The sequence below is a fragment of the Streptomyces jeddahensis genome (assembly GCF_001642995.1).
Taxonomy (GTDB): Bacteria; Actinomycetota; Actinomycetes; order Streptomycetales; family Streptomycetaceae; genus Streptomyces; species Streptomyces jeddahensis.
The window spans coordinates 16828-37472 of record NZ_LOHS01000051.1; the positions used below are offsets into that span (position 1 = coordinate 16828).

Below are 20645 nucleotides of genomic sequence, written 5' to 3' on the forward strand. Positions count from 1 at the left end.
GGCCTGGATCGTCGAATCGTTTCGACGATCTTCGTCGAAGCGCTTCGATGCGGGAACCTATGTGCGCGCTGTGGGGGCGTCAATGGGCTGGACGGGAATTTCTGCCGGGACGTGATCAGGATGTGCGAGCGGTCGCATGGCGCCTTGCCCGGGTCAGTGGTGCCGACGCCAGTGCGACCAGCAGCGCTGCCGCGGCCGCGGCGACCGGCACCCCGTACCCCGCCGTGGCCGACACCCGCTCCACCGCCCAGCCGCCGGCGGCCGAGCCGCACGCGATGCCGCCGAGCAGGGCGGTCACCGCGAGGGTCATGCCCTCGTTCAACCGGTCGTCAGGGGTGCGGCTCTGCACCAGCGTCATCCCGGTGACCATCGTCGGGGCCGTCGCCATCCCGGCGATCAGCAGCGAGACGGCGAGTGCCACCAGGGATCCGGTGAGCGCGGCCGCCAGCAGGGGCAGGCACATGAGGGCCGTCATCGCGGCCACGCACAGCGGGAAGCGACGATTCGCCGGGCCCACCGGCCGCGTCGCTCCGTACAGCAGCCCGGCCGCGCACGAACCGGCCGCCTGCAGCGCGAGCACCACACCCGCGGCCGCCTTGTGTCCCTGTGCATCCGCGAACGCGATCGTCACGACCTCCATCGAGCCGAAGACCGCACCCATCGCGAGGAACGCGACGAGCAGGGGCGGCATCCCGCGCGCCCGGAGGGGCGACGCGGTCCTGGCGGCGGTACGCGGACGGGGCGGCGGCTCCGTCGAGCGCTGGGCCGCGAAGACGAGCATCCCGGTCATCAGCAGCACCGCGCCGACCAGGGTGCCCGCCTCCGGGAACAACGTGCCGCAGAGGAAGGCGGCGAGTACGGGCCCGAGCATGAAGCAGAGCTCGTCCGCGGCCTGTTCGAAGGAGTTGGCGGCGTGCAGCGCCTTCTCGTCGCCCTTGAGCAGGTGGGACCATCGGGCGCGGGACATGGCACCGGTGTTGGGTGTGGTGGCGGTCGCGGCGTACGCGGCGAAGAGCGTCCAGTCGGGAGCTCCGTAGTGCACGCACAGCAGCAGGGCGAGGCTCCCGAGCACCGCGAGGGCCGTTGCGGGCAACGCGATCCGCGCCTGCCCGAGGCGGTCCACGAGCCGCGCCGTCCAGGGGGCGACCACGGCCGTCGCGGCCAGCCCCGTCGCCGTCACCGCTCCCGCGAGGGCGTACGAGCCGCGTGACCCGGCGATCATGATCACGGCGCTCACGCTGAACATGCCCATGGGCAGCCGGGCCATGAGATTCCCGATGGTGAACGCGCGGGCGCCCGTTATGGCGAAGAGACGGGCGTACGGGTTCACCGGACTCCCGCGTCGCCGCCGTGGGCGGCGCCCGTCGCTTGAACGGGTTCGTTGGGGTCGGTCGTCCACCAGGTCGCGTGCGGGCGGCACCGCCGCCGCTATCAGGGAATCCCCGGTGACGGCCAGGAACAGCGATGAAGGTTGTTGCGGCATGCATCAAACGGTGCTGGCCCGCGGCCCGTGCGGTCCAACACCTTCTCGACGCCGATTGACGCACCTGCGTTGTAAATTCGCCGCGTGCCCGTCCCCACACCCCCGTCCGCGAACGCAGCGACAGACCCCCGCCTCCTCCGCGCCTTCCTCGCCGTAGCGGAAGAACTGCACTTCACCCGCGCCGCCGCCCGGCTGTACGTCGCACAGCAGGCCCTGAGCCGCGACATCCGCCGCCTGGAACGGGAGTTGGGTGTCGATCTCTTCGTGCGGACGACGCGTCAGGTCGCCCTGACCGCCCACGGTGAGCGGCTCGTCCCGTACGCGCGGCGCGTGCTGGAGGCGCAGGACGCGCTGCTCGCCGCCTTCCGCCGCGGGACGGGGGACCCGGGGCGGCCGCTGCTCGTGGACGTCAACAGCCCGGGCCTGGTTTTCGGGCGGATCCTGGAGCACGCCCGGGAACTCGTGCCCGAGTGCGAGCTGATGGCCCGCTTCGAGAGCGGCCTCACCGGCGCCGCGGCCGAGATGCTCGCCGGGCGCCTCGACGCGTCCTTCGGGCGGTACGCCGGTCTCGCCCCCGCGCTACGAGGCCGCCTCGCGCAGCAGCCCGTCAGCTACGAACCGATGGCGGTCATCCTGCCGACCGACCACCCGCTGGCCGAGCACGAGGCGGTGCCACTCGACGAGCTCGCGGGCGAGACCGTGTACGCGGGCGCGGGCAACCCCCGCACACCGGAGTGGACCGACCTGGCGTACCGGCTCTTCGAGGGCCGCGGCATCGAGGTCGCGCCGCCCGCACCGCTGGCGGTGGGCGCCGAGGAGTTCCAGCGGATCATGGCGAAATACCGCAACCCGGTACTGGCCGTGGTGGATTTCCCGCCCATGCCCGGCACCGTGCTCCGGCCCCTCGTCGACCCCGTCCCGCTGTCGCCCGTGTCACTGGTGTGGCCAAAGGGCCTGGTACATCCGGCTCTTGACGCTCTGCGCGAGGCCGCGGCGACTCTGGCGACGCGGCACGGTTGGCTTCGCCGGCCCACGGACGGATGGATTCCAGCCGCGGACGCCCTCGTCATGGTGAGCCAGGACTGACTCAGCGGTACGACTGTCACTCCGGTGCGCTACATTCATGGTCCGGGCGCAGTGTGATAGGGGGGCGCTCGGATCGGGTGGGGGCCCGATCCGACGGCAGGTGCCCGGAGTCGTACGCGCACCCGGATCGGTCCCTGGGGGGAAGTGCGTGCGCGTGGACAAGTGGCGGGAAGACGCCCAACTGTCGGAGGACTCCGGAGAGTCGGACGACCCGGAACGGCCGGAGGCCGAAGGCCGGGCGAACGACGCCGAACCGTCGCGCGACGACGGCCGATCGGACGATGCCGAACCGTCGCGCGACGACGGCCAGGCGGATGACGCCGCACCGTCCCGCGACGGCGGCCGGGCGGACGATGCCGAACCCTCCCGCGGCGACAGCCAGGCGGATGACGTTGAGCCGTCGCACGGCGGCCCGGCGAGCGATGCCGGGCGGACGGCCGAAGACTGGTTTCGCCGGGGGTCCCCCCTGCTCGAGCGAAGCCGAGAGTTTGGGGGAGGCCGGGAGCCACAGGACGGCAGCGGCTTGCGGGGCGCCCCGACCGGGCAGCCGGACCGTGTCGGTCATGGACCGGACCGTGGCGGTCATGGAGAGCGGTCCGGAGAGGACCTCCTCCTCGCCCACGCCCATGACCCCAACGAGGTCACCGTCCAGCTCGACGCCATCGGGTACGACGAGGGCCGGCTGACCGTCCAGGAGAAGCAGCGCGGTCACGAGGTCCCGGTCTTCGTCGACGACTCCGGACGCCGCAGCCGTACGCTGCGCCGGATAGGCATCGCCGTCGGCACGGTCTGCGCGGTCTACGCGGTGGTCATCGTGGCCACCCTGCTCTCGGGCAACTCGAGCGCGCCCTGGCTGCCGATCACCGGTCAGAAGGACGACGGCAAACCGGCGAGCCAGGTGGAGCCCTCACCGCTGCCCGCCGACACCGCGAGCCCGTCCGACTCGGCGGGCACAGCACCTGACGTGCTGCCCTCGGGCACCGACGGCATCACGGCGTCTCCAGGGGACAGCGCCAGCGCCTCGCCCGACCCCAGCGCAAGCGCCAGCAAGCCGGGGGAGTCCGCCGACCCCGACCCCACGACGAGCAACGAGCCGGACCCGCAGGACACCACCTCCGATGATCCCGGTCCCGGCCCCGATCCGACCGGAGGCGGCCCCACGACCGATCCGGTCGACCCCGAACCGACGGACACCGGCGAGCCGTCCACCGAGCCGACGCCGTCCAGCGGCGAGGACGACGGCACCGACACCGTGGCGGAGAGCCCGATAGGGGAGGCCCCCGTCGAGCTGGACCCCGGCAGCCCCGCCGAACCCTCCGCTTCCTCGCCCTCGTCCTCGGAAAGCACCCTGTAAATGACCTCCCGCTCACGCAGTCCGCAACGCCGCAGGCTGCCCATGCGCTACCTGCTGCCCTCGCTGATCCTCGTCGCGCTGCTCGCGATGCTGATGCTCCGCGGCTACGTGCACAGCGAGATCCTCGCCGACCACCGCGTCCGCCCGCCGGTGGCCGCCGACAAGGTGCCGGACGAGGTCCTCAGGGGCGGTCCGGTCATCGACACGCGCAGCGGCCAGGCCGCCACGCTGAGCGTGCCGGACCGCCGCCTCGTGCTGACCTTCGACGACGGGCCCGACCCGGTGTGGACCCCCAAGGTCCTCGACGTGCTGGCCGAACACGACGCGCACGCCGTCTTCTTCGTCACCGGGACGATGGTCTCCCGCTATCCCGAGCTCGTACAGCGCATGGTGGCGGAGGGCCACGAGATCGGTCTGCACACGTTCAACCACCCCGACCTCTCGTACCAGTCCCAGCGCCGGATCGACTGGGAGCTGTCGCAGAACCAGCTCGCGCTCGCCGGCGCCGCCGGTATCCGCACGTCGCTCTTCCGCCCTCCCTATTCGTCGTTCTCCGCCGCCATGGACAACGCGTCGTGGCCCGTCACCGAGTACATCGGCGGCCGTGGGTACATCACCGTCGTCAACAACACCGACAGCGAGGACTGGCGGCGCCCGGGCGTCGACGAGATCATCCGCCGGGCCACGCCGAAGGGCCACCAGGGCGCCATCGTGCTGATGCACGACTCCGGCGGCGACCGCTCGCAGACCGTGGCCGCGCTCGACCGCTTCCTGCCCGAACTGCAGGCGAAAGGGTACGAGTTCGCCAACCTCACCGAAGCCCTGGACGCACCGAGCGCCCACACGCCCGTGACCGGCCTCGACCTGTGGAAGGGCAAGGCGTGGGTGTACCTGGTCGAGGCGTCCGAGAACGTGACCGGCGTCCTCGTCGTCGGCCTCGCGGTGATCGGCTTCCTCGTCATCACCCGCTTCGGCCTCATGCTCGTCCTGTCCGCCGTGCACGCCCGGCGCGTGCGGCGGCGCGGCTTCCGCTGGGGCCCGCCGGTCACCGAACCGGTGTCGGTGCTGGTCCCCGCGTACAACGAGGCCAAGTGCATCCGGAACACGGTGAACTCGCTGGCGCAGAGCGACCACCCCATCGAAGTGATCGTCATCGACGACGGTTCCAGCGACGGCACGGCCCGCATCGTCGAGGACATGCGCATGCCGAACGTCCGCGTGGTGCGCCAGCTCAACGCCGGCAAGCCCGCGGCGCTCAACCGCGGCCTGGCCAACGCCCGTCACGACATCGTCGTGATGATGGACGGCGACACGGTCTTCGAGCCGTCCACCGTCCGTGAGCTGGTGCAGCCCTTCGGCGACCCGCGCGTCGGCGCCGTCGCAGGCAACGCGAAGGTGGGCAACAAGGACTCGCTCATCGGCGCCTGGCAGCACATCGAGTACGTGATGGGCTTCAACCTCGACCGCCGTATGTACGACATGCTGCGCTGCATGCCCACCATCCCCGGAGCGGTGGGCGCCTTCCGGCGGACGGCGCTCGAGCGGGTCGGCGGCATGAGCGACGACACGCTCGCCGAGGACACCGACATCACCATGGCGATGCACCGCGACGGCTGGCGCGTCGTCTACGCGGAGAACGCCCGCGCCTGGACCGAGGCCCCCGAGTCCGTCCAGCAGTTGTGGTCCCAGCGCTACCGCTGGTCGTACGGCACGATGCAGGCGATCTGGAAGCACCGCAGGGCGCTCATCGAACGCGGCCCGTCCGGCCGCTTCGGCCGCGTCGGCCTGCCCCTGGTGTCGCTGTTCATGGTGCTCGCCCCGCTGCTCGCGCCGCTCATCGACGTCTTCCTGCTGTACGGGCTGGTCTTCGGCCCCACGCAGAAGACCGTCGGCGCCTGGCTCGGCGTCCTCGGGATCCAGGCCGTCTGCGCGGCCTACGCCTTCCGGCTCGACCGCGAGCGCATGACCCATCTGGTATCCCTGCCGCTCCAGCAGATCCTGTACCGGCAGCTCATGTACGTGGTCCTCCTCCAGTCCTGGATCACCGCCCTCACCGGAGGCCGGCTGCGCTGGCAGAAACTCCGGCGCACCGGAGTGGTGGAGGCGGCGCCCGGCGCCGTGTCCGTCCCCCAGCAGAGGACGGGCAGCAGCGGTGATCGGAGGCCAGTGGCATGACGCATCCGTATGGGATTCCGTATCCGCCGAGCCCTGAGCAGGTGCCGCCGAGCCCTGAAGAGATGCCGTGGACTCCTGAACAGGCGTCTTCTGCGTACGCGTCGGCCGAGGCGCCTATGGCAGCCGACGCGCCCAAGGCAGCCGAGGCACCCAAGAAGCCGGGCCGCGACCGCTATCTGGACCTGCTGCGTTCCATCGCGCTGGTCCGCGTCGTCGTCTACCACCTCTTCGGCTGGGCATGGCTGACGATCCTGTTCCCCTCGATGGGCGTGATGTTCGCGCTGGCCGGCTCGCTCATGGCCCGCTCACTGGGCCGCCCGGCGCTGAGTGTGATCCGGGGCCGTGTCCGCCGGCTCCTGCCCCCCATGTGGGCGTTCAGCGCGGCGGTGCTCGTGCTGCTCTTCGCGGGCGGCTGGAACCCGGGCACCGATCCCGACCACGGCGGCACCTGGGGCTGGGCGAGCCTGTTCAACTACGTCGTCCCGATCGGTGCCCCGCCGTTCCCGTGGCATCTCGGTGACAAGGCGGGCCTCCTCGAGGACACGTGGCCTGCCCAGGCGGCGGGCCCGCTGTGGTACCTGCGCGCGTACCTGTGGTTCGTGATCGCGTCCCCGCTGCTGCTGTGGGCGTTCCGCCGCGTGCCGTGGGTGACGCTGCTGGCCCCGCTGGCGCTGACGGCGGTGGTGGGGACGGGTCTGGTGAAGATCCCCGGTGAGACGGGCAACGCGGTCACGGACTTCGCGGTGTTCGGCAGCTGCTGGGTCCTGGGCTTCGCCCACCACGAGGGCCACCTGCAGAAGATCCCCCGCTACATGGCGGTCTCGTGCTCGTCGCTCATCATGGCCTTCGGCCTGTGGTGGGCCTCCGGCCACCTCGGCCCGGACGGCTGGGACCTCAACGACATCCCGCTCGCCCAGGCCACCTGGTCCTTCGGCTTTGTGGTGATCCTGCTCGTCTACTCGCCGTCGTGGCAGCAACTGCCGGGCCGCCTGGCGACATGGGACAAGCTCGTCACCCTGTCCAACAACCGAGCGGTGACGATCTACCTCTGGCACAACATGCTGATCATGGCCACGGTCCCGATCATCGACCTGGCGTACGACCTCCCGTTCATGAACGACCGCATGTACGCGGCGCTGGACACGACGTACTCGCTGTGGATGTTCGCGCTCGTCTGGCCCCTGATAGGCGCGGCGATCCTGGCCGTGGGCTGGCTGGAGGACCTTGCGGCCAAGCGGCGGCCGCGGCTGTGGCCGAACGGTGCGACGAAGACGGCGGCGAAGCCGCGGACACGGGCGCGGTAGCGTCCGCCGTGAATGTGGCGCTCGCAGAGGAATACGAGACCGAGGGCAGGGCCCGCGGCCAAGCCGTCATGATCCACGGCAAAACCCTCACTTCCCCGACCTGGCCGGGGTGAGAGCAAAGTTCCCCGGCGGTCACCCACAGCCACAGTGCGGAAACGCGCCCTCCCTACCTTCGGCTCATCAGCCGAGATACGTGGAGGCGTGAGATGACAGCCCCGAGCACCACCACCGCATCGCGTAAGGGGGGCCGCTGGATCGAGCAGTGGGACCCGGAGAACGAGGAGTTCTGGAAGGAGACCGGTGAGCGCGTCGCGCGGCGCAACCTCATCTTCTCCGTCCTGTCCGAGCACATCGGATTCTCGATCTGGACCCTGTGGTCCGTCATGGTCCTCTTCATGGGGCCCGAGTACGGGATCGATCCGGCCGGCAAGTTCTTCCTCGTGGCCATGGCCACCTTCGTCGGGGCGTTCGTCCGCGTGCCGTACACCTTCGCCGTCGCCCGCTTCGGCGGCCGGAACTGGACGGTCATCGCGGCGTCGCTGCTCCTGCTGCCGACGATCGCCGCGTTCGTGGTGATGGAGCCCGGCACCTCGTACACCACCTTCATGCTGTGTGCGGTCCTCACCGGCGTCGGCGGCGGTAACTTCGCCTCCTCCATGACCAACATCAACTCCTTCTTCCCGCTGCGCAAGAAGGGGTGGGCGCTCGGTCTGAACGCCGGCGGCGGCAACATCGGCGTGCCGGTCGTGCAGCTCGTGGCCCTCGGCGTCATCGGTGCGGCGGGCGGTCCCCGGGTGCTGCTCGGGATCTACATCCCGCTCATCGTGATCTCCGCGGTGTGCGCCGCGCTCTTCATGGACAGCATCGCGTCCGTCAAGAACGACACCGGCGCGGCGAAGGAAGCCGTCCGCGACGCACACACCTGGATCATGTCCTTCCTCTACATCGGGACCTTCGGCTCCTTCATCGGCTACAGCTTCGCCTTCGGTCTCGTGCTGCAGACCCAGTTCGGCCGTACGCCGCTGCAGGCCGCGTCGGTCACCTTCATCGGCCCCCTGCTCGGCTCGCTGATCCGGCCCATCGGCGGCTCGCTCGCCGACAAGTACGGCGGCGCCCGCATCACGCTGTGGAACTTCGTCGCCATGGCCGCGGCCACCGCCGTGATCGTGATGGCCTCGATGGAGAAGTCGCTGCCGCTGTTCACCACCGCTTTCATCGCGCTCTTCGTCCTGACGGGCCTGGGCAACGGCTCCACGTACAAGATGATCCCCGGCATCTTCGCCGCCAAGGCCGTGCAGAAGGGGCTCGCCGGGGAAGAGGCCGCGGCCTACGGGCGCCGGCTGTCCGGTGCCTCGATGGGCCTGATCGGTGCGGTCGGCGCGCTCGGCGGTCTCGGTATCAACCTCGCCTTCCGGCAGTCGTTCATGACGGCGGGCACCGGCACCGGCGCCTTCGTGGCGTTCCTCGCCTTCTACGCGGTGTGCATCGCGGTGACCTGGGCCGTATACCTTCGCCGTCCGGCCGCCACCGCCTCGCCCGCCGCGGCCACCTCGGAGACGAAGCCGCAGCTCAGCTACGCGGAGGTGTGACGGACCGCAGCATTCCGGGACGTCGATATCGGTGGCTGATCGCCGCGGGCACCCGGCCCGGCCGTACCCGCGGCCGGGCCGGACGTCCCGCCGCCGGTCTGTACGGGATGCGCGGTGACGTAACACGGACGACATGACAACGATCCGAGCCTGTCACGGGCTGTTGGCAGGCTCGGTGAACCCCGGAGGACTACCTGACAGCCACCGGAGAACCACGAGAGCTCGGGACGAGAGCCAATGTTCGACCAAAAGGAAGGCCCCCTCGCGGGGTTCACCGTCGCGGTGACGGCCGCACGCCGCGCCGATGAGCTCGGCGCCCTGCTGCAGCGGCGCGGAGCCTCCGTCGTGCACGCCCCCGCGCTGCGCATCGTGCCCCTCGCCGACGACAGCGAACTGCTCGCCGCGACCAAGGACGTGATCGACCAGCGGCCCGACGTGGTGGTGGCCACCACCGCCATCGGGTTCCGCGGCTGGGTCGAGGCCGCCGACGGATGGGGCCTCGGCGAGGCCCTGCTCGACCGGCTGCGCGGCGTCGAGCTGCTCGCCCGCGGTCCCAAGGTCAAGGGCGCCATCCGGGCCGCCGGGCTCACCGAGGAGTGGTCGCCGTCGTCCGAGTCGATGGCCGAGGTCCTCGACCGGCTGCTGAGCGAGGGCGTCGACGGGCGCCGTATCGCGGTGCAGCTCCACGGCGAGCCGCTGCCCGGCTTCGTCGAGGCGCTGCGGGAGGGCGGCGCGGAGGTCGTCGGCATCCCGGTCTACCGGTGGATGCCGCCGGAGGACATCGCGCCCGTCGACCGGCTCCTCGACCTGGCCGTCTCGCGGGGCGTGGACGCGCTCACGTTCACCAGCGCCCCGGCCGCCGCTTCCCTTCTGTCCCGTGCCGAGAGCCGTGGCCTGCTGCCCGAACTGCTTTCGGCCCTGAACCACGACGTGCTCCCCGCCTGCGTCGGTCCCGTCACGGCGCTGCCGCTGCAGGCCTGCGGCATCGACACCGTGCAGCCGGAGCGCTTCCGGCTCGGCCCCCTCGTACAGCTGCTCTGCCAGGAACTGCCCGCCCGCGCCCGGGCGCTGCCGATCGCGGGGCACCGGGTGGAGATCCGCGGCCACGCGGTCCTGGTGGACGGCTGCCTGCGACCCGTGCCGCCCGCCGGGATGTCGCTCCTGCGTGCCCTTTCCCGGCGCCCGGGATGGGTCGTCCCCCGTGCCGACCTGCTGCGCGCACTGCCCGGCGCGGGCCGCGACGAGCACGCGGTGGAGACGGCGATGGCCCGCCTCCGCACGGCCCTCGGCACCCCGAAGCTGATCCAGACGGTGGTCAAGCGGGGGTACCGGCTGGCGCTGGATCCGGCGGCGGACTCGAAGTACGCGGACGCGTAGGGGCGGGGCGGCTCCCGGCCGCCGACGGCACCGTGGGTGCTGAGGCACCCGCACTGTGACGGGGTACGCCCGGGGATCCCGGACCGCGCGCACGAGCACCGGTACCAGGGGTTCCGGCGGCGCGCCAGGGCAGGCACTGTAGGGATACGGCACTCACCGGTATCCCCCAAGGCGGTGACAGGCTCATGGCATCAGGCGTCGCCGGCGCGGCCGCGGCCACCCACGCGTCGTCCCCTGTACCGGCCCCAGGTGCGCCCCCGCACGAGCCGCGGTTCGACGCCGGGCGGATCTGTCTGGACCTGCTGGCGACGGCGCATCCCGAGGAGCGGCTCGGGTCGGTGGACCGGCTGCGCGTCTGGTGTGTGGGCGCGGGGCTCGTCCCCGCGGGTACGCCCCTGAGCACAGCCGAGCCCTCCTGGCTTTCGGCGTTCCACGAACTCCGTTTCCACGTCGGGAAGTTGGTGCGCGGCGAACTCGAGGGACGGTCCGTCGGCAGCGCCCTGGAACGCGTCAACGCACTCGCCCTCTGGGCCCCGCCCGCCCCCAGGGCGATCCGCACCGGCGACGGCACTCTCGTCCGGGCCCTGCACGCCGACCCCGGCTGCACCCCGCTCCTCGCCGCCGTCGCGCGCGACGCCGTCGAGCTGCTGACGGACCCGGTCGCCCGAGCGCGGCTGCGGCAGTGCGAGGGCGACAACTGCCCCCTCATCTACCTCGACACATCACGTGGCCGACGCAGGCGATGGTGCTCGAGCGAGGCGTGCGGCAACCGGGAACGCGTGGCCCGGCACCGCCGCCGGGCGGCACTCGCGCGGGCCTGAACATCCGGCAGCCCCGGTCAAGTGCCTTGAGGCGCTGGCGAATCCGGCAAACCCCTTGCTGTGGAATTGCTTTGACGGAGCCTTGAACACAACGCCACCGCGCTACGTACCCCGATGGTGAGCGACCGGCTGGGAAGCACCGGCTGGGCAGCCCGAGTCGATTCGGGGACACCGGAGGTAGGCGTGCGCAAGGATTCCGCCGTGGCCGATGAACGTCCGCCCAGGGCACGACATCGCATGTCCCAGCCCGCGGAACCCGACGAGGAGCTCATGCGCGCCCTCTACCGGGAGCACGCCGGTCCACTGCTCGCATACGTGCTCAGGCTGGTCGCGGGGGACCGGCAGCGCGCCGAGGACGTCGTGCAGGAGACGCTCATCCGGGCCTGGAAGAACGCCGGTCAGCTCAACCGTGCGACCGGCTCGGTACGCCCCTGGCTGGTGACGGTCGCCCGGCGCATCGTCATCGACGGTCACCGCAGCCGGCAGGCCCGGCCGCAGGAGGTCGACCCGTCGCCGCTGGAGGTCATCCCCGCGGAGGACGAGATCGACAAGGCGCTGTGGCTGATGACACTCTCGGACGCGCTCGAGGACCTGACCCCGGCTCACCGAGAGGTACTGGTCGAGACGTATTTCAAAGGGCGTACGGTCAATGAGGCGGCCGCGACGCTCGGCATACCCAGCGGCACGGTGCGCTCGCGGGTGTTCTACGCGCTGCGCTCGATGAAGCTGGCGCTGGAGGAGCGGGGGGTGACGGCATGAGCGCGTACGACGGGTACGGGTCCGGGTTCGGATCGCCCGGGTCTCCCGGGTCTCCCGGCTCTGGGCGGTCTCCGGGGCCCGAGGGACCCGACGACGTGCACGAGACGGTCGGCGCCTACGCCCTCGGCATCCTGGACGACGCCGAGGCGACCGCGTTCGAGGCGCATCTGGCCGGCTGCGACTGGTGTGCGCAGCAGCTGGAAGAGCTCGCCGGGATGGAGCCGATGCTGGCGGCGCTCGCCGATCTTCCCGGCGCGCAGAGCGACCCGGTCCGGCAGCAGTTCGGCGCACAGCTCGCGGCCAAACCCAGCCCGAAGCTCTCCGAACGCCTCATCGACGAGGTCGCGGCCCGGCGCGCCGTGAAGCGCAGGCGGGGTCTGTATCTGGTGGCGGCCGCGGCCGCGCTGATCATCGGCGGGCCGCTGACGGTCATGGCGGTGGACGGCGAGGACGCGACCACGCTCGCCGATCCGCATCCGACCAGCCCGGCCCAGGACGCCTTCTTCCACCACATGGACGAGAAGGTGCAGGCCACGGACGCGTCGACCAAGGTCACCGCCACCATCGGCATGGAGACGAAGGCCTGGGGCACGCACACCGTCCTGGAGCTGAAGAACGTCAAGGGCCCGGAGAAGTGCTCCCTCATCGCGGTCGGCAAGAACGGCGAGCGCGAGACGGTGACCACCTGGTCCGTCCCGAAGTGGGGATACGGCATTCCAGGCAGCACCCACGAGTCCGCCAAGCACCCGCTGTACGTGCACGGGGGCGCCGCGTTCGCCCGCAACGACATCGACCACTTCGAGGTCGAAACCTTCGACGGCAGGCGACTGGTGGAGGTGGACGTATAGGACGTCCGGCTGGTGCACGTGTGGGACGTCCGGCGGGTCGACGTGTGGGACGTCTGGCGGTCCGCGTAGCACATTTGTGCAGGAATGTGCGTACGCAGGTGCACATCAGGGCCCCCTTTCGCGTACGGTGGACGGCTGCCCAGCACGTCAGAAGGGGGCCTCGGTGGCCGCGCAGGAAGCCGTCGATTCCGCTGCAGAGATCGCTGTCGATTCCGTACGCGACCGCGAGATCGGCGTCGAACAGGACCATCTGGACCTTGTGTACCGGCGTCTCGAGGAGAAGATCCACGAGGCCGAGTTCCTGATGAACGACGCCGCCAAGCGCGGTCACGTCGGCACGCCCGGCGCGCTCGCCGAGCGGGACGCGCAGGTCTTCCGTGCCGGAATCCACCTCAACCGCCTCAACAACGAGTTCGAGGACTTCCTCTTCGGCCGTATCGATCTGCTGCGGGGCAAGGACGGCCAGAAGGGTCCCGACGGCGCGTACACGGCGGTGGAGCCGGCCGAGGGCGCCGTGCGCGACGACAACACGGCCGACATCGCCGAGACCCTGCACATCGGACGCATCGGTGTGCTCGACGCCGACTACTCGCCGATGGTCATCGACTGGCGCGCCCCCGCCGCCGCACCCTTCTACCGCTCCACGCCCGTCGACCCCGGCCGGGTGGTGCGCCGCCGTGTCATCCGCTCCAAGGGACGCAAGGTCCTCGGCGTCGAGGACGACCTGATGCGCCCCGAGCTCACGGCCTACCTGGACGGCCAGGCACTGCCCGTGGTCGGCGACGGCGCGCTGATGGCCGCGCTCGGCCAGGCCCGCACGCACACGATGCGCGACATCGTCGCCTCCATCCAGGCCGAGCAGGACCTGGTGATCCGGGCACCGGCCGCCTCCGTGACGTACGTCGAGGGCGGCCCGGGCACCGGCAAGACGGCGGTCGCCCTGCACCGCGCCGCGTATCTGCTCTACCAGGACCGGCGCCGGTACGCGGGCGGCATCCTCATCGTCTCGCCGACGCCGCTGCTCGTCGCGTACACGGAGGGCGTCCTGCCGTCCCTCGGCGAGGAGGGCCAGGTGGCGATCCGCGCGGTCGGCTCGCTGGTCGACGGGGCAGAGGCCACGGTGTACGACGCGCCGTCGGTGGCCCGCGTGAAGGGTTCGTCGCGGATGCTGCGCGTGCTGCGGAAGGCGGCGCGCGGGGCGCTGGAGCTCGGGCCTGCGCGCGGTTCCGCGGCCCCCGCAGGGCCGCCCACCCGGCTGCGGGTCGTCGCCTTCGGGCGTCGGCTCGAACTGGAGGGCGAGCAGCTCGGCCGTATCCGCCGTGCGGCCCTCGGCGGCACCGCGCCCGTCAACCTGCTCCGTCCCCGTGCCCGCAAGCTGCTGCTCGACGCCCTGTGGGAGCAGTCGGGCGCCGGATCCCGGCACACCGACCCGGAGCTCGCCGCCGAGCTGCGCTCCTCCTTCGACGAGGACATCAGCTCCGAGGACGACTTCATCGCGTTCCTCGACGCCTGGTGGCCCGAGCTCACCCCGCGCCGTGTCCTCACGGCGATGGGTGACGAGAAGCTGCTCGGCCGGTGGGCGCGCCGCGAGCTGAACCCCGGCGAGGTGCGCAGGATCGCCCGCTCGCTGCGGCGCGACGCGCTCTCCGTGCACGACGTGGCCCTGCTCGACGAGCTCCAGGCGATCCTCGGCACCCCCGCCAAGCCCCGCAAGAAGCGCGAGCTCGACCCGCTCGACCAGCTCACGGGCCTGGAGGAGCTCATGCCGGTCCGCGAGGAGTCCTCGCGCGAGCGCGCGGAGCGGCTGGCCCAGGAGCGTACGGAGTACGCGCACGTCATCGTCGACGAAGCCCAGGACCTCACGCCCATGCAGTGGCGCATGATCGGCCGCCGCGGCCGGCACGCCACCTGGACGATCGTCGGCGACCCCGCCCAGTCCTCCTGGTCCGACCCGGACGAGGCCGCCGAGGCCCGCGACGAGGCCCTCGGCACCCGGCCCCGCCGCCGCTTCACGCTCACCGTGAACTACCGCAACCCCTCCGAGATCGCCGAGCTGGCGTCCCGCGTCCTCACCCTCGCCATGCCGGGCTCCGCGGCGCCGTCCGCCGTACGCTCGACGGGCGTACAGCCCCGCTTCGCCGTCGTACGCGGCGACGGGATGGCGGGGACCGTCCGGGCGGAGGCCAGTCGCCTGCTGGATCAGGTCGACGGCACGGTCGGTGTCGTCGTCGCGATGCAGCGCCGCGAGGAGGCCGCCCGCTGGCTCGCGGGACTCGGCGAGCGTGTCGTCGCACTCGGCAGCCTGGAGGCGAAGGGCCTGGAGTACGACGCGACGGTGGTCGTCTCACCTGCGGAGATCGCCGACGAGTCGCCCGCCGGACTGCGTGTCCTGTACGTCGCGCTGACCCGCGCGACGCAGCAGCTCACGGTCGTCTCGGCGGAGCGGGACGAGCCGGACGCCTCCGGAATGCCGGATCTGCTCCGGGACTGATCCGGATCTGCTCCGTGGGACTGATCCGGGAGCGTGATCCGGACCTCCTTCCGGACCGATGGGCGGGACGGGAATTGCCTTACGGGGATCGTTTGTTACCTTTGACGTGGCACCGGCTCGATCCAAGCCCCCGGGCCCAACCTTCGTCGCTTCGAGCGACCACTTGCCGCGAGGCGAGCATGGCGGGTCGGTGTCACTCAGCGTGCGAGAGGCCCGCGCCACCAGGCGGCGCGGGCCTGTTCGTGTGTGCCGACGTGTGTGCCGACGCGTGTGCCGACCGTGTTGTCCTTGCGCGCCCGGGCACCCCTCCGCCGCACAGAGAGCCGGCGCTCTCGTATGGTCGGAGCGGTCTTCCGCGAGAACAAAACGTTCGCAACCCGATGCGGCTACCGCGTACTCGGCGGTAGGTGACACCATCGGATGACGCTGTCCGTGGACTCGCGGACAGCGCACGCGACACACGCGACACAAAGGGAAAGCAGAGGAAGTCGGCCATGGCAACGGCGCCCAGCGTCTCCTACTCGATGACGGTCCGGCTGGAGGTGCCCGCGAGCGGAACCGCGGTGTCCCAGCTCACCACGGCCGTCGAGTCCTCCGGAGGCTCGGTGACCGGCCTCGACGTCACCGCTTCGGGGCACGAGAAGCTCCGAATCGACGTCACCATCGCCGCGACCTCCACCGCGCACGCCGACGAGATCGTCGGCAAGCTGCGCACCATCGAGGGCGTCGTCCTGGGCAAGGTCTCGGACCGTACGTTCCTGATGCACCTCGGCGGCAAGATCGAGATGGCGTCCAAGCACCCCATCCGCAACCGTGACGACCTGTCCATGGTCTACACGCCCGGTGTGGCCCGCGTGTGCATGGCGATCGCCGAGAACCCCGAGGACGCCCGCCGCCTGACCATCAAACGCAACTCCGTTGCGGTCGTGACGGACGGCTCCGCCGTGCTCGGCCTCGGCAACATCGGCCCCAAGGCCGCCCTGCCCGTGATGGAGGGCAAGGCGGCTCTCTTCAAGCGCTTCGCCGGCATCGACGCCTGGCCGATCTGCCTCGACACCCAGGACACAGACGCCATCGTCGAGATCGTCAAGGCCATCGCCCCCGGCTTCGCCGGGATCAACCTCGAGGACATCTCCGCGCCCCGCTGCTTCGAGATCGAGGCGCGGCTGCGCGAGGCCCTCGACATCCCCGTCTTCCACGACGACCAGCACGGCACCGCGATCGTCGTCCTCGCCGCGCTGACCAACGCACTTCGCGTGGTCGGCAAGGCGATCGAGGACGTGCGCGTGGTCATGTCCGGCGCCGGTGCGGCCGGTACGGCCATCCTCAAGCTGCTGATCGCCGCTGGCGTCAAGCACGCCGTCGTCGCCGACATCCACGGTGTCGTCCACGCCGGCCGCGCCGACCTCGTCGACGCCGCCGCGGACTCCCCGCTGCGGTGGATCGCCGACAACACCAACCCCGAGGGCGTCACCGGCACGCTGAAGGAAGCGGTGCGCGACGCCGACGTGTTCATCGGCGTCTCGGCGCCGAACGTGCTCGACGGCGACGACGTGGCCGCCATGGCCGACGACGCCATCGTGTTCGCGCTCGCGAACCCGGACCCGGAGATCGAGCCCGCAATCGCCCGCCAGACCGCGGCAGTTGTGGCCACCGGCCGCTCGGACTTCCCGAACCAGATCAACAACGTGCTGGTGTTCCCGGGCGTCTTCCGCGGCCTGCTCGACGCACAGTCGCGGACGGTCAACACGGAGATGATGCTGGCCGCCGCCACGGCCCTCGCCGACGTCGTCACCGAGGACGAGCTCAACCCGAACTACATCATCCCGAGCGTCTTCAACGACAAGGTCGCGGGCGCCGTCGCCGGAGCGGTGCGGGACGCCGCGAAGGCCGCCGGGGTCGCTGTGACGGGTAACACCACCGCCTGAACGACCGGGATACCGGCGTTGTCGGTCCGGGGTATTAGAGTCGGCGCGTCGTGGAACGCGGGGTCTGAAGCCTCCCTCTAGGGTGGCGGGCAGCCAGCCTGAGCCCTGCGGTCCGCTGTCGGGAGTGGACGGAGCGTCATCAATTCGAGGCAGTGGCGCTTTTCGTGTGACTCCCAGGGGTGCCGGATTGGCTTTCCCGCCGCAGGTGGGGGCAGGATGCGTCTCTGGGCGCGAGGGTCTGGCTACGGACCCGGGTCCGGGGACCGACCGAGGACCCTGGCAGCATCGGCTTCGCCGCATCCATATGCGGCTCCGCCGCGTGGCACGCCTCAACGGCAAGAAGAACACGGGAGTACAAACATGAACCGCAGTGAGCTGGTGGCCGCGCTGGCCGACCGCGCCGAGGTGACCCGCAAGGACGCCGACGCGGTGCTGGCCGCGTTCGCCGAGACGGTCGGCGAGGTCGTTGCCAAGGGCGACGAGAAGGTCACCATCCCCGGCTTCCTCACCTTCGAGCGCACCCACCGTGCCGCTCGTACCGCCCGCAACCCGCAGACCGGCGAGCCGATCAACATCCCGGCCGGCTACAGCGTGAAGGTGTCTGCGGGGTCCAAGCTCAAGGAAGCCGCCAAGGGCCAGTGAGCCCAGGCGAAAGGGCGGCCACCCCGAGAGGGGTGGCCGCCCTTTCGCATGTGCGACTTCGTGGGGGTGGCTGGGGTCTCTTGGCGGCTGCCCGCCGTCCGGGGTGCCGCTGTGCCCACCCGTGCCGCCCCAGCGGCACGACTGCCCACAGCGGCGCGCGGCGCGACTGCCCACAGCGGCGGCGGGTGCCCTGGCTTACGTCAGAGCGTGCTGCCCGGTAGTTCCACCTTTGCGCCCAGCTCTACGAGCTTCTCCATGAAGTTCTCGTAGCCGCGGTTGATCAGGCCGATGCCGTGGACGCGGGACGTGCCCTGGGCCGCCAGGGCGGCGATCAGGTACGAGAAGCCGCCGCGCAGGTCGGGAATGATCAGGTCGGCGCCCTGCAGCTTCGTGGGGCCCGAAACGACCGCGGAGTGAAGGAAGTTGCGCTGGCCGAAGCGGCAGTCCATGCCGCCCAGGCACTCGCGGTAGAGCTGGATGTGCGCGCCCATCTGGTTCAGCGCGGACGTGAAGCCCAGACGGGACTCGTACACGGTCTCGTGGATGATCGACAGGCCCGTGGCCTGCGTGAGCGCGACGACCAGCGGCTGCTGCCAGTCGGTCTGGAAGCCGGGGTGCACGTCCGTCTCCAGCGCGATGGACTTCAGCGTGCCGCCCGGGTGCCAGAAGCGGATGCCCTCGTCGTCGATCTCGAAGGCGCCGCCCACCTTCCGGTAGGTGTTCAGGAAGGTCATCATCGAGCGCTGCTGGGCGCCGCGGACGTAGATGTTGCCCTCGGTCGCGAGCGCGGCGGACGCCCAGGAGGCGGCCTCCAGGCGGTCGGGGAGCGCGCGGTGCGTGTAGCCGCCGAGCTTGTCGACGCCGGTGATGCGGATCGTCCGGTCGGTGTCCATCGCGATGATCGCGCCCATTTTCTGCAGGACGCAGATCAGGTCCTCGATCTCCGGCTCGACCGCCGCGTTGGACAGCTCGGTGACGCCCTCGGCGAGGACGGCGGTCAGCAGCACCTGCTCGGTCGCGCCGACGGACGGGTACGGCAGCCGGATCTTGGTGCCGCGCAGCCGGTGCGGCGCCTCCAGGTACTGGCCGTCCGCGCGCTTCTCGATCCGCGCGCCGAACTGCCGCAGCACCTCGAAGTGGAAGTCGATCGGCCGGCCGCCGATGTCGCAGCCGCCCAGGCCCGGGATGAACGCGTGCCCGAGGCGGTGCAGCAGCGGACCGCAGAACAGGATCGGGATGCGCGAGGAGCCCGCGTGCGCGTCGATGTCCGCGACGTTCGCGCTCTCGACGTGCGACGGGTCCATCACCAGTTCGCCCGGCTCCTCGCCCGGGCGGACGGTCACACCGTGCAGCTGCAGCAGACCGCGTACGACACGGACGTCGCGGATGTCGGGGACGTTGCGCAGCCGGCTCGGAGCGCTGCCGAGCAGCGCCGCGACCATGGCCTTCGGCACGAGGTTCTTCGCGCCGCGGACACGGATCTCGCCCTCCAGCGGGGTTCCGCCGTGAACAAGCAGTACGTCGTCAGTGCCGGTGACCGTCATGAATCTCGCGTTCCGGGTTAAGGGGCAGGGCCGAGGAGAAGCGTAATGGCCGCCCACCCCCCTTCCGTAAGCCCGAGGACGGCACGAGGGCGTCATGACTTCGCTACAACACGAACCGTGCCCGGGCGGGAACGCCGGGTCACCGGTTCGGGCGCGCTCCGCCCGGTCCGCCCGTCCGTCGTCCACCACCCCGTAAAGGGGGCGCTACCAGGCCACACCTTCGCTCCGCGGCCGTATTCACTCGGGTAAGGGCATTGGGTGTCCCCGCGCGGGGAAGATGCGGGATCATGTCTGGCATGACCGAGGTGTCCTCGCTCACAGGGCGGCTGCTCGTGGCCACCCCCGCCCTGGCGGACCCGAACTTCGACCGCGCGGTGGTGCTCCTCCTCGACCACGACGAGGAGGGCTCGCTCGGCGTCGTCCTCAACCGTCCGACCCCGGTGGACGTCGGCGACATCCTCGAGGGCTGGGGCGATCTCGCGGGGGAGCCGGGTGTCGTGTTCCAGGGCGGCCCGGTCTCGCTCGATTCGGCGCTCGGCATCGCGGTGATCCCCGGCGGCGCGGCGGGTGAGACGGCGCCGCTGGGCTGGCGGCGGGTGCACGGGGCGATCGGGCTCGTCGACCTGGAGGCACCGCCGGAGCTGCTCGCGTCCGTGCTCGGTTCGCTCCGTATCTTCGCGGGATACGCCGGCTGGGGCCCCGGTCAGCTCGAGGCGGAACTGGCGGAGGGCGCCTGGTACGTCGTCGAGTCGGAGCCGGGTGACGTGTCGTCCCCGACGCCGGAGCGGCTCTGGCGCGAGGTGCTGCGACGCCAGCGCAGCGAGCTCGCCATGGTCGCCACCTATCCGGACGACCCGTCGCTCAACTGATCCCGGCGCGCTTCAGTACCCTTGGCGTTTATGAGCACTCTTGAGCCCGAGCGCGAGCGCGGAACAGGTACGGGGACCCTCGTAGAGCCGACGCCACAGACGTCGCACGGTGACGGCGACCACGAGCGCTTCGCCCATTACGTCCAGAAGGACAAGATCATGGCGAGCGCCCTCGACGGCACGCCCGTCGTCGCGCTCTGCGGCAAGGTGTGGGTGCCCGGGCGCGACCCGAAGAAGTACCCCGTGTGCCCCATGTGCAAGGAGATCTACGAGTCCATGGGTGCCGGCGGCGGAGACAAGGGCAAGGGCGGCGACAAGTAAGGCCCCTGCCTGACCTGCCCCTGTCTGACCCCTGCCCGCAGTCCCTGCGGTGGC

Annotated in this window: 16 protein-coding genes; 14 read left to right on the forward strand and 2 right to left on the reverse strand. The window is 71.1% G+C overall.

From position 1 onward, the window contains the following. Positions 1–115: 115 nt before the first annotated feature. Complete coding sequence (locus tag STSP_RS07215) at positions 116–1483, reverse strand: MFS transporter (protein ID WP_067273665.1); 1368 nt, start codon at positions 1481–1483, stop codon at positions 116–118. An 84-nt stretch (positions 1484–1567) separates the two neighbouring features. Between STSP_RS07215 and STSP_RS07220 the strand changes: the two genes are divergently transcribed. The 12 genes from STSP_RS07220 (at position 1568) to STSP_RS07275 (ending at position 17857) form a co-directional block, all read left to right on the forward strand. Continuing rightward, positions 1568–2569, forward strand: coding sequence for a LysR family transcriptional regulator (locus STSP_RS07220; RefSeq protein WP_067273668.1), 1002 nt, complete (start codon positions 1568–1570; stop codon positions 2567–2569). A 148-nt stretch (positions 2570–2717) separates the two neighbouring features. Continuing rightward, complete coding sequence (locus STSP_RS07225) at positions 2718–3923, forward strand: hypothetical protein (RefSeq protein ID WP_157902786.1); 1206 nt, start codon at positions 2718–2720, stop codon at positions 3921–3923. Beyond that, positions 3924–6098 (forward strand): glycosyltransferase, encoded by a 2175-nt coding sequence (locus tag STSP_RS07230; RefSeq protein ID WP_067273673.1) that lies wholly within the window; start codon positions 3924–3926, stop codon positions 6096–6098. It begins immediately after the preceding gene. Beyond that, positions 6095–7402 carry an acyltransferase family protein gene (locus STSP_RS07235; protein WP_078066951.1) on the forward strand — a complete coding sequence of 436 codons (1308 nt, stop codon included), beginning with the start codon at positions 6095–6097 and terminating at the stop codon, positions 7400–7402. The genes STSP_RS07230 and STSP_RS07235 overlap by 4 nt, the downstream gene beginning before the upstream one ends. A 206-nt stretch (positions 7403–7608) precedes the next feature. Further along, entirely contained in the window at positions 7609–8991 is a 1383-nt protein-coding gene (locus tag STSP_RS07240; protein WP_067273678.1) for a nitrate/nitrite transporter, read from the forward strand. Positions 8992–9228: 237 nt separating this feature from the next. Then, positions 9229–10368 carry a uroporphyrinogen-III synthase gene (locus tag STSP_RS07245; protein ID WP_067273680.1) on the forward strand — a complete coding sequence of 380 codons (1140 nt, stop codon included), beginning with the start codon at positions 9229–9231 and terminating at the stop codon, positions 10366–10368. 185 nt (positions 10369–10553) lie between these two features. Next, positions 10554–11189: a CGNR zinc finger domain-containing protein gene (locus STSP_RS07250; protein ID WP_067273684.1), complete on the forward strand. Its 636-nt coding sequence runs from the start codon at positions 10554–10556 to the stop codon at positions 11187–11189. 237 nt (positions 11190–11426) lie between these two features. Continuing rightward, positions 11427–11948: a sigma-70 family RNA polymerase sigma factor gene (locus STSP_RS07255; RefSeq protein WP_067273687.1), complete on the forward strand. Its 522-nt coding sequence runs from the start codon at positions 11427–11429 to the stop codon at positions 11946–11948. Further along, a complete protein-coding gene (locus STSP_RS07260; RefSeq protein WP_078066952.1) occupies positions 11945–12796 on the forward strand; it encodes an anti-sigma factor family protein in 852 nt (283 codons plus the stop codon). Before STSP_RS07255 ends, STSP_RS07260 begins: the two co-directional genes overlap by 4 nt. A 163-nt stretch (positions 12797–12959) precedes the next feature. Then, positions 12960–15287 (forward strand): HelD family protein, encoded by a 2328-nt coding sequence (locus STSP_RS07265; RefSeq protein ID WP_067273691.1) that lies wholly within the window; start codon positions 12960–12962, stop codon positions 15285–15287. A 494-nt stretch (positions 15288–15781) separates the two neighbouring features. Continuing rightward, positions 15782–17215 carry an NAD-dependent malic enzyme gene (locus STSP_RS07270; RefSeq protein WP_067273693.1) on the forward strand — a complete coding sequence of 478 codons (1434 nt, stop codon included), beginning with the start codon at positions 15782–15784 and terminating at the stop codon, positions 17213–17215. 360 nt (positions 17216–17575) lie between these two features. Next, complete coding sequence (locus tag STSP_RS07275; protein ID WP_067273695.1) at positions 17576–17857, forward strand: HU family DNA-binding protein; 282 nt, start codon at positions 17576–17578, stop codon at positions 17855–17857. 200 nt (positions 17858–18057) lie between these two features. On the opposite strand, the gene murA is transcribed toward STSP_RS07275, so the two are convergent. Beyond that, positions 18058–19401, reverse strand: coding sequence for a UDP-N-acetylglucosamine 1-carboxyvinyltransferase (gene murA / locus STSP_RS07280; protein WP_067273698.1), 1344 nt, complete (start codon positions 19399–19401; stop codon positions 18058–18060). Between the two features lie 296 nt (positions 19402–19697). Between murA and STSP_RS07285 the strand changes: the two genes are divergently transcribed. Together STSP_RS07285 and STSP_RS07290 are read left to right on the forward strand one after the other, a co-directional pair. Beyond that, on the forward strand, positions 19698–20270 hold the full coding sequence (locus STSP_RS07285; protein ID WP_067273700.1) for a YqgE/AlgH family protein: 573 nt from the start codon (positions 19698–19700) through the stop codon (positions 20268–20270). Positions 20271–20300: 30 nt separating this feature from the next. Further along, positions 20301–20591 (forward strand): DUF3039 domain-containing protein, encoded by a 291-nt coding sequence (locus tag STSP_RS07290; protein ID WP_067273706.1) that lies wholly within the window; start codon positions 20301–20303, stop codon positions 20589–20591. Positions 20592–20645: the final 54 nt, after the last annotated feature.

Coding starts and splice junctions, on each gene's coding strand:
- STSP_RS07245 (WP_067273680.1), top strand. CDS start 9,229: ATGTTCGACCAAAAGGAAGGCCCCCTCGCGGGGTTCACCGTCGCGGTG.
- STSP_RS07250 (WP_067273684.1), top strand. CDS start 10,554: ATGGCATCAGGCGTCGCCGGCGCGGCCGCGGCCACCCACGCGTCGTCC.
- STSP_RS07235 (WP_078066951.1), top strand. CDS start 6,095: ATGACGCATCCGTATGGGATTCCGTATCCGCCGAGCCCTGAGCAGGTG.
- STSP_RS07290 (WP_067273706.1), top strand. CDS start 20,301: ATGAGCACTCTTGAGCCCGAGCGCGAGCGCGGAACAGGTACGGGGACC.
- murA (WP_067273698.1), bottom strand. CDS start 19,401: ATGACGGTCACCGGCACTGACGACGTACTGCTTGTTCACGGCGGAACC.
- STSP_RS07255 (WP_067273687.1), top strand. CDS start 11,427: ATGTCCCAGCCCGCGGAACCCGACGAGGAGCTCATGCGCGCCCTCTAC.
- STSP_RS07240 (WP_067273678.1), top strand. CDS start 7,609: ATGACAGCCCCGAGCACCACCACCGCATCGCGTAAGGGGGGCCGCTGG.
- STSP_RS07285 (WP_067273700.1), top strand. CDS start 19,698: ATGACCGAGGTGTCCTCGCTCACAGGGCGGCTGCTCGTGGCCACCCCC.
- STSP_RS07230 (WP_067273673.1), top strand. CDS start 3,924: ATGACCTCCCGCTCACGCAGTCCGCAACGCCGCAGGCTGCCCATGCGC.
- STSP_RS07215 (WP_067273665.1), bottom strand. CDS start 1,483: ATGCCGCAACAACCTTCATCGCTGTTCCTGGCCGTCACCGGGGATTCC.
- STSP_RS07260 (WP_078066952.1), top strand. CDS start 11,945: ATGAGCGCGTACGACGGGTACGGGTCCGGGTTCGGATCGCCCGGGTCT.
- STSP_RS07270 (WP_067273693.1), top strand. CDS start 15,782: ATGGCAACGGCGCCCAGCGTCTCCTACTCGATGACGGTCCGGCTGGAG.
- STSP_RS07275 (WP_067273695.1), top strand. CDS start 17,576: ATGAACCGCAGTGAGCTGGTGGCCGCGCTGGCCGACCGCGCCGAGGTG.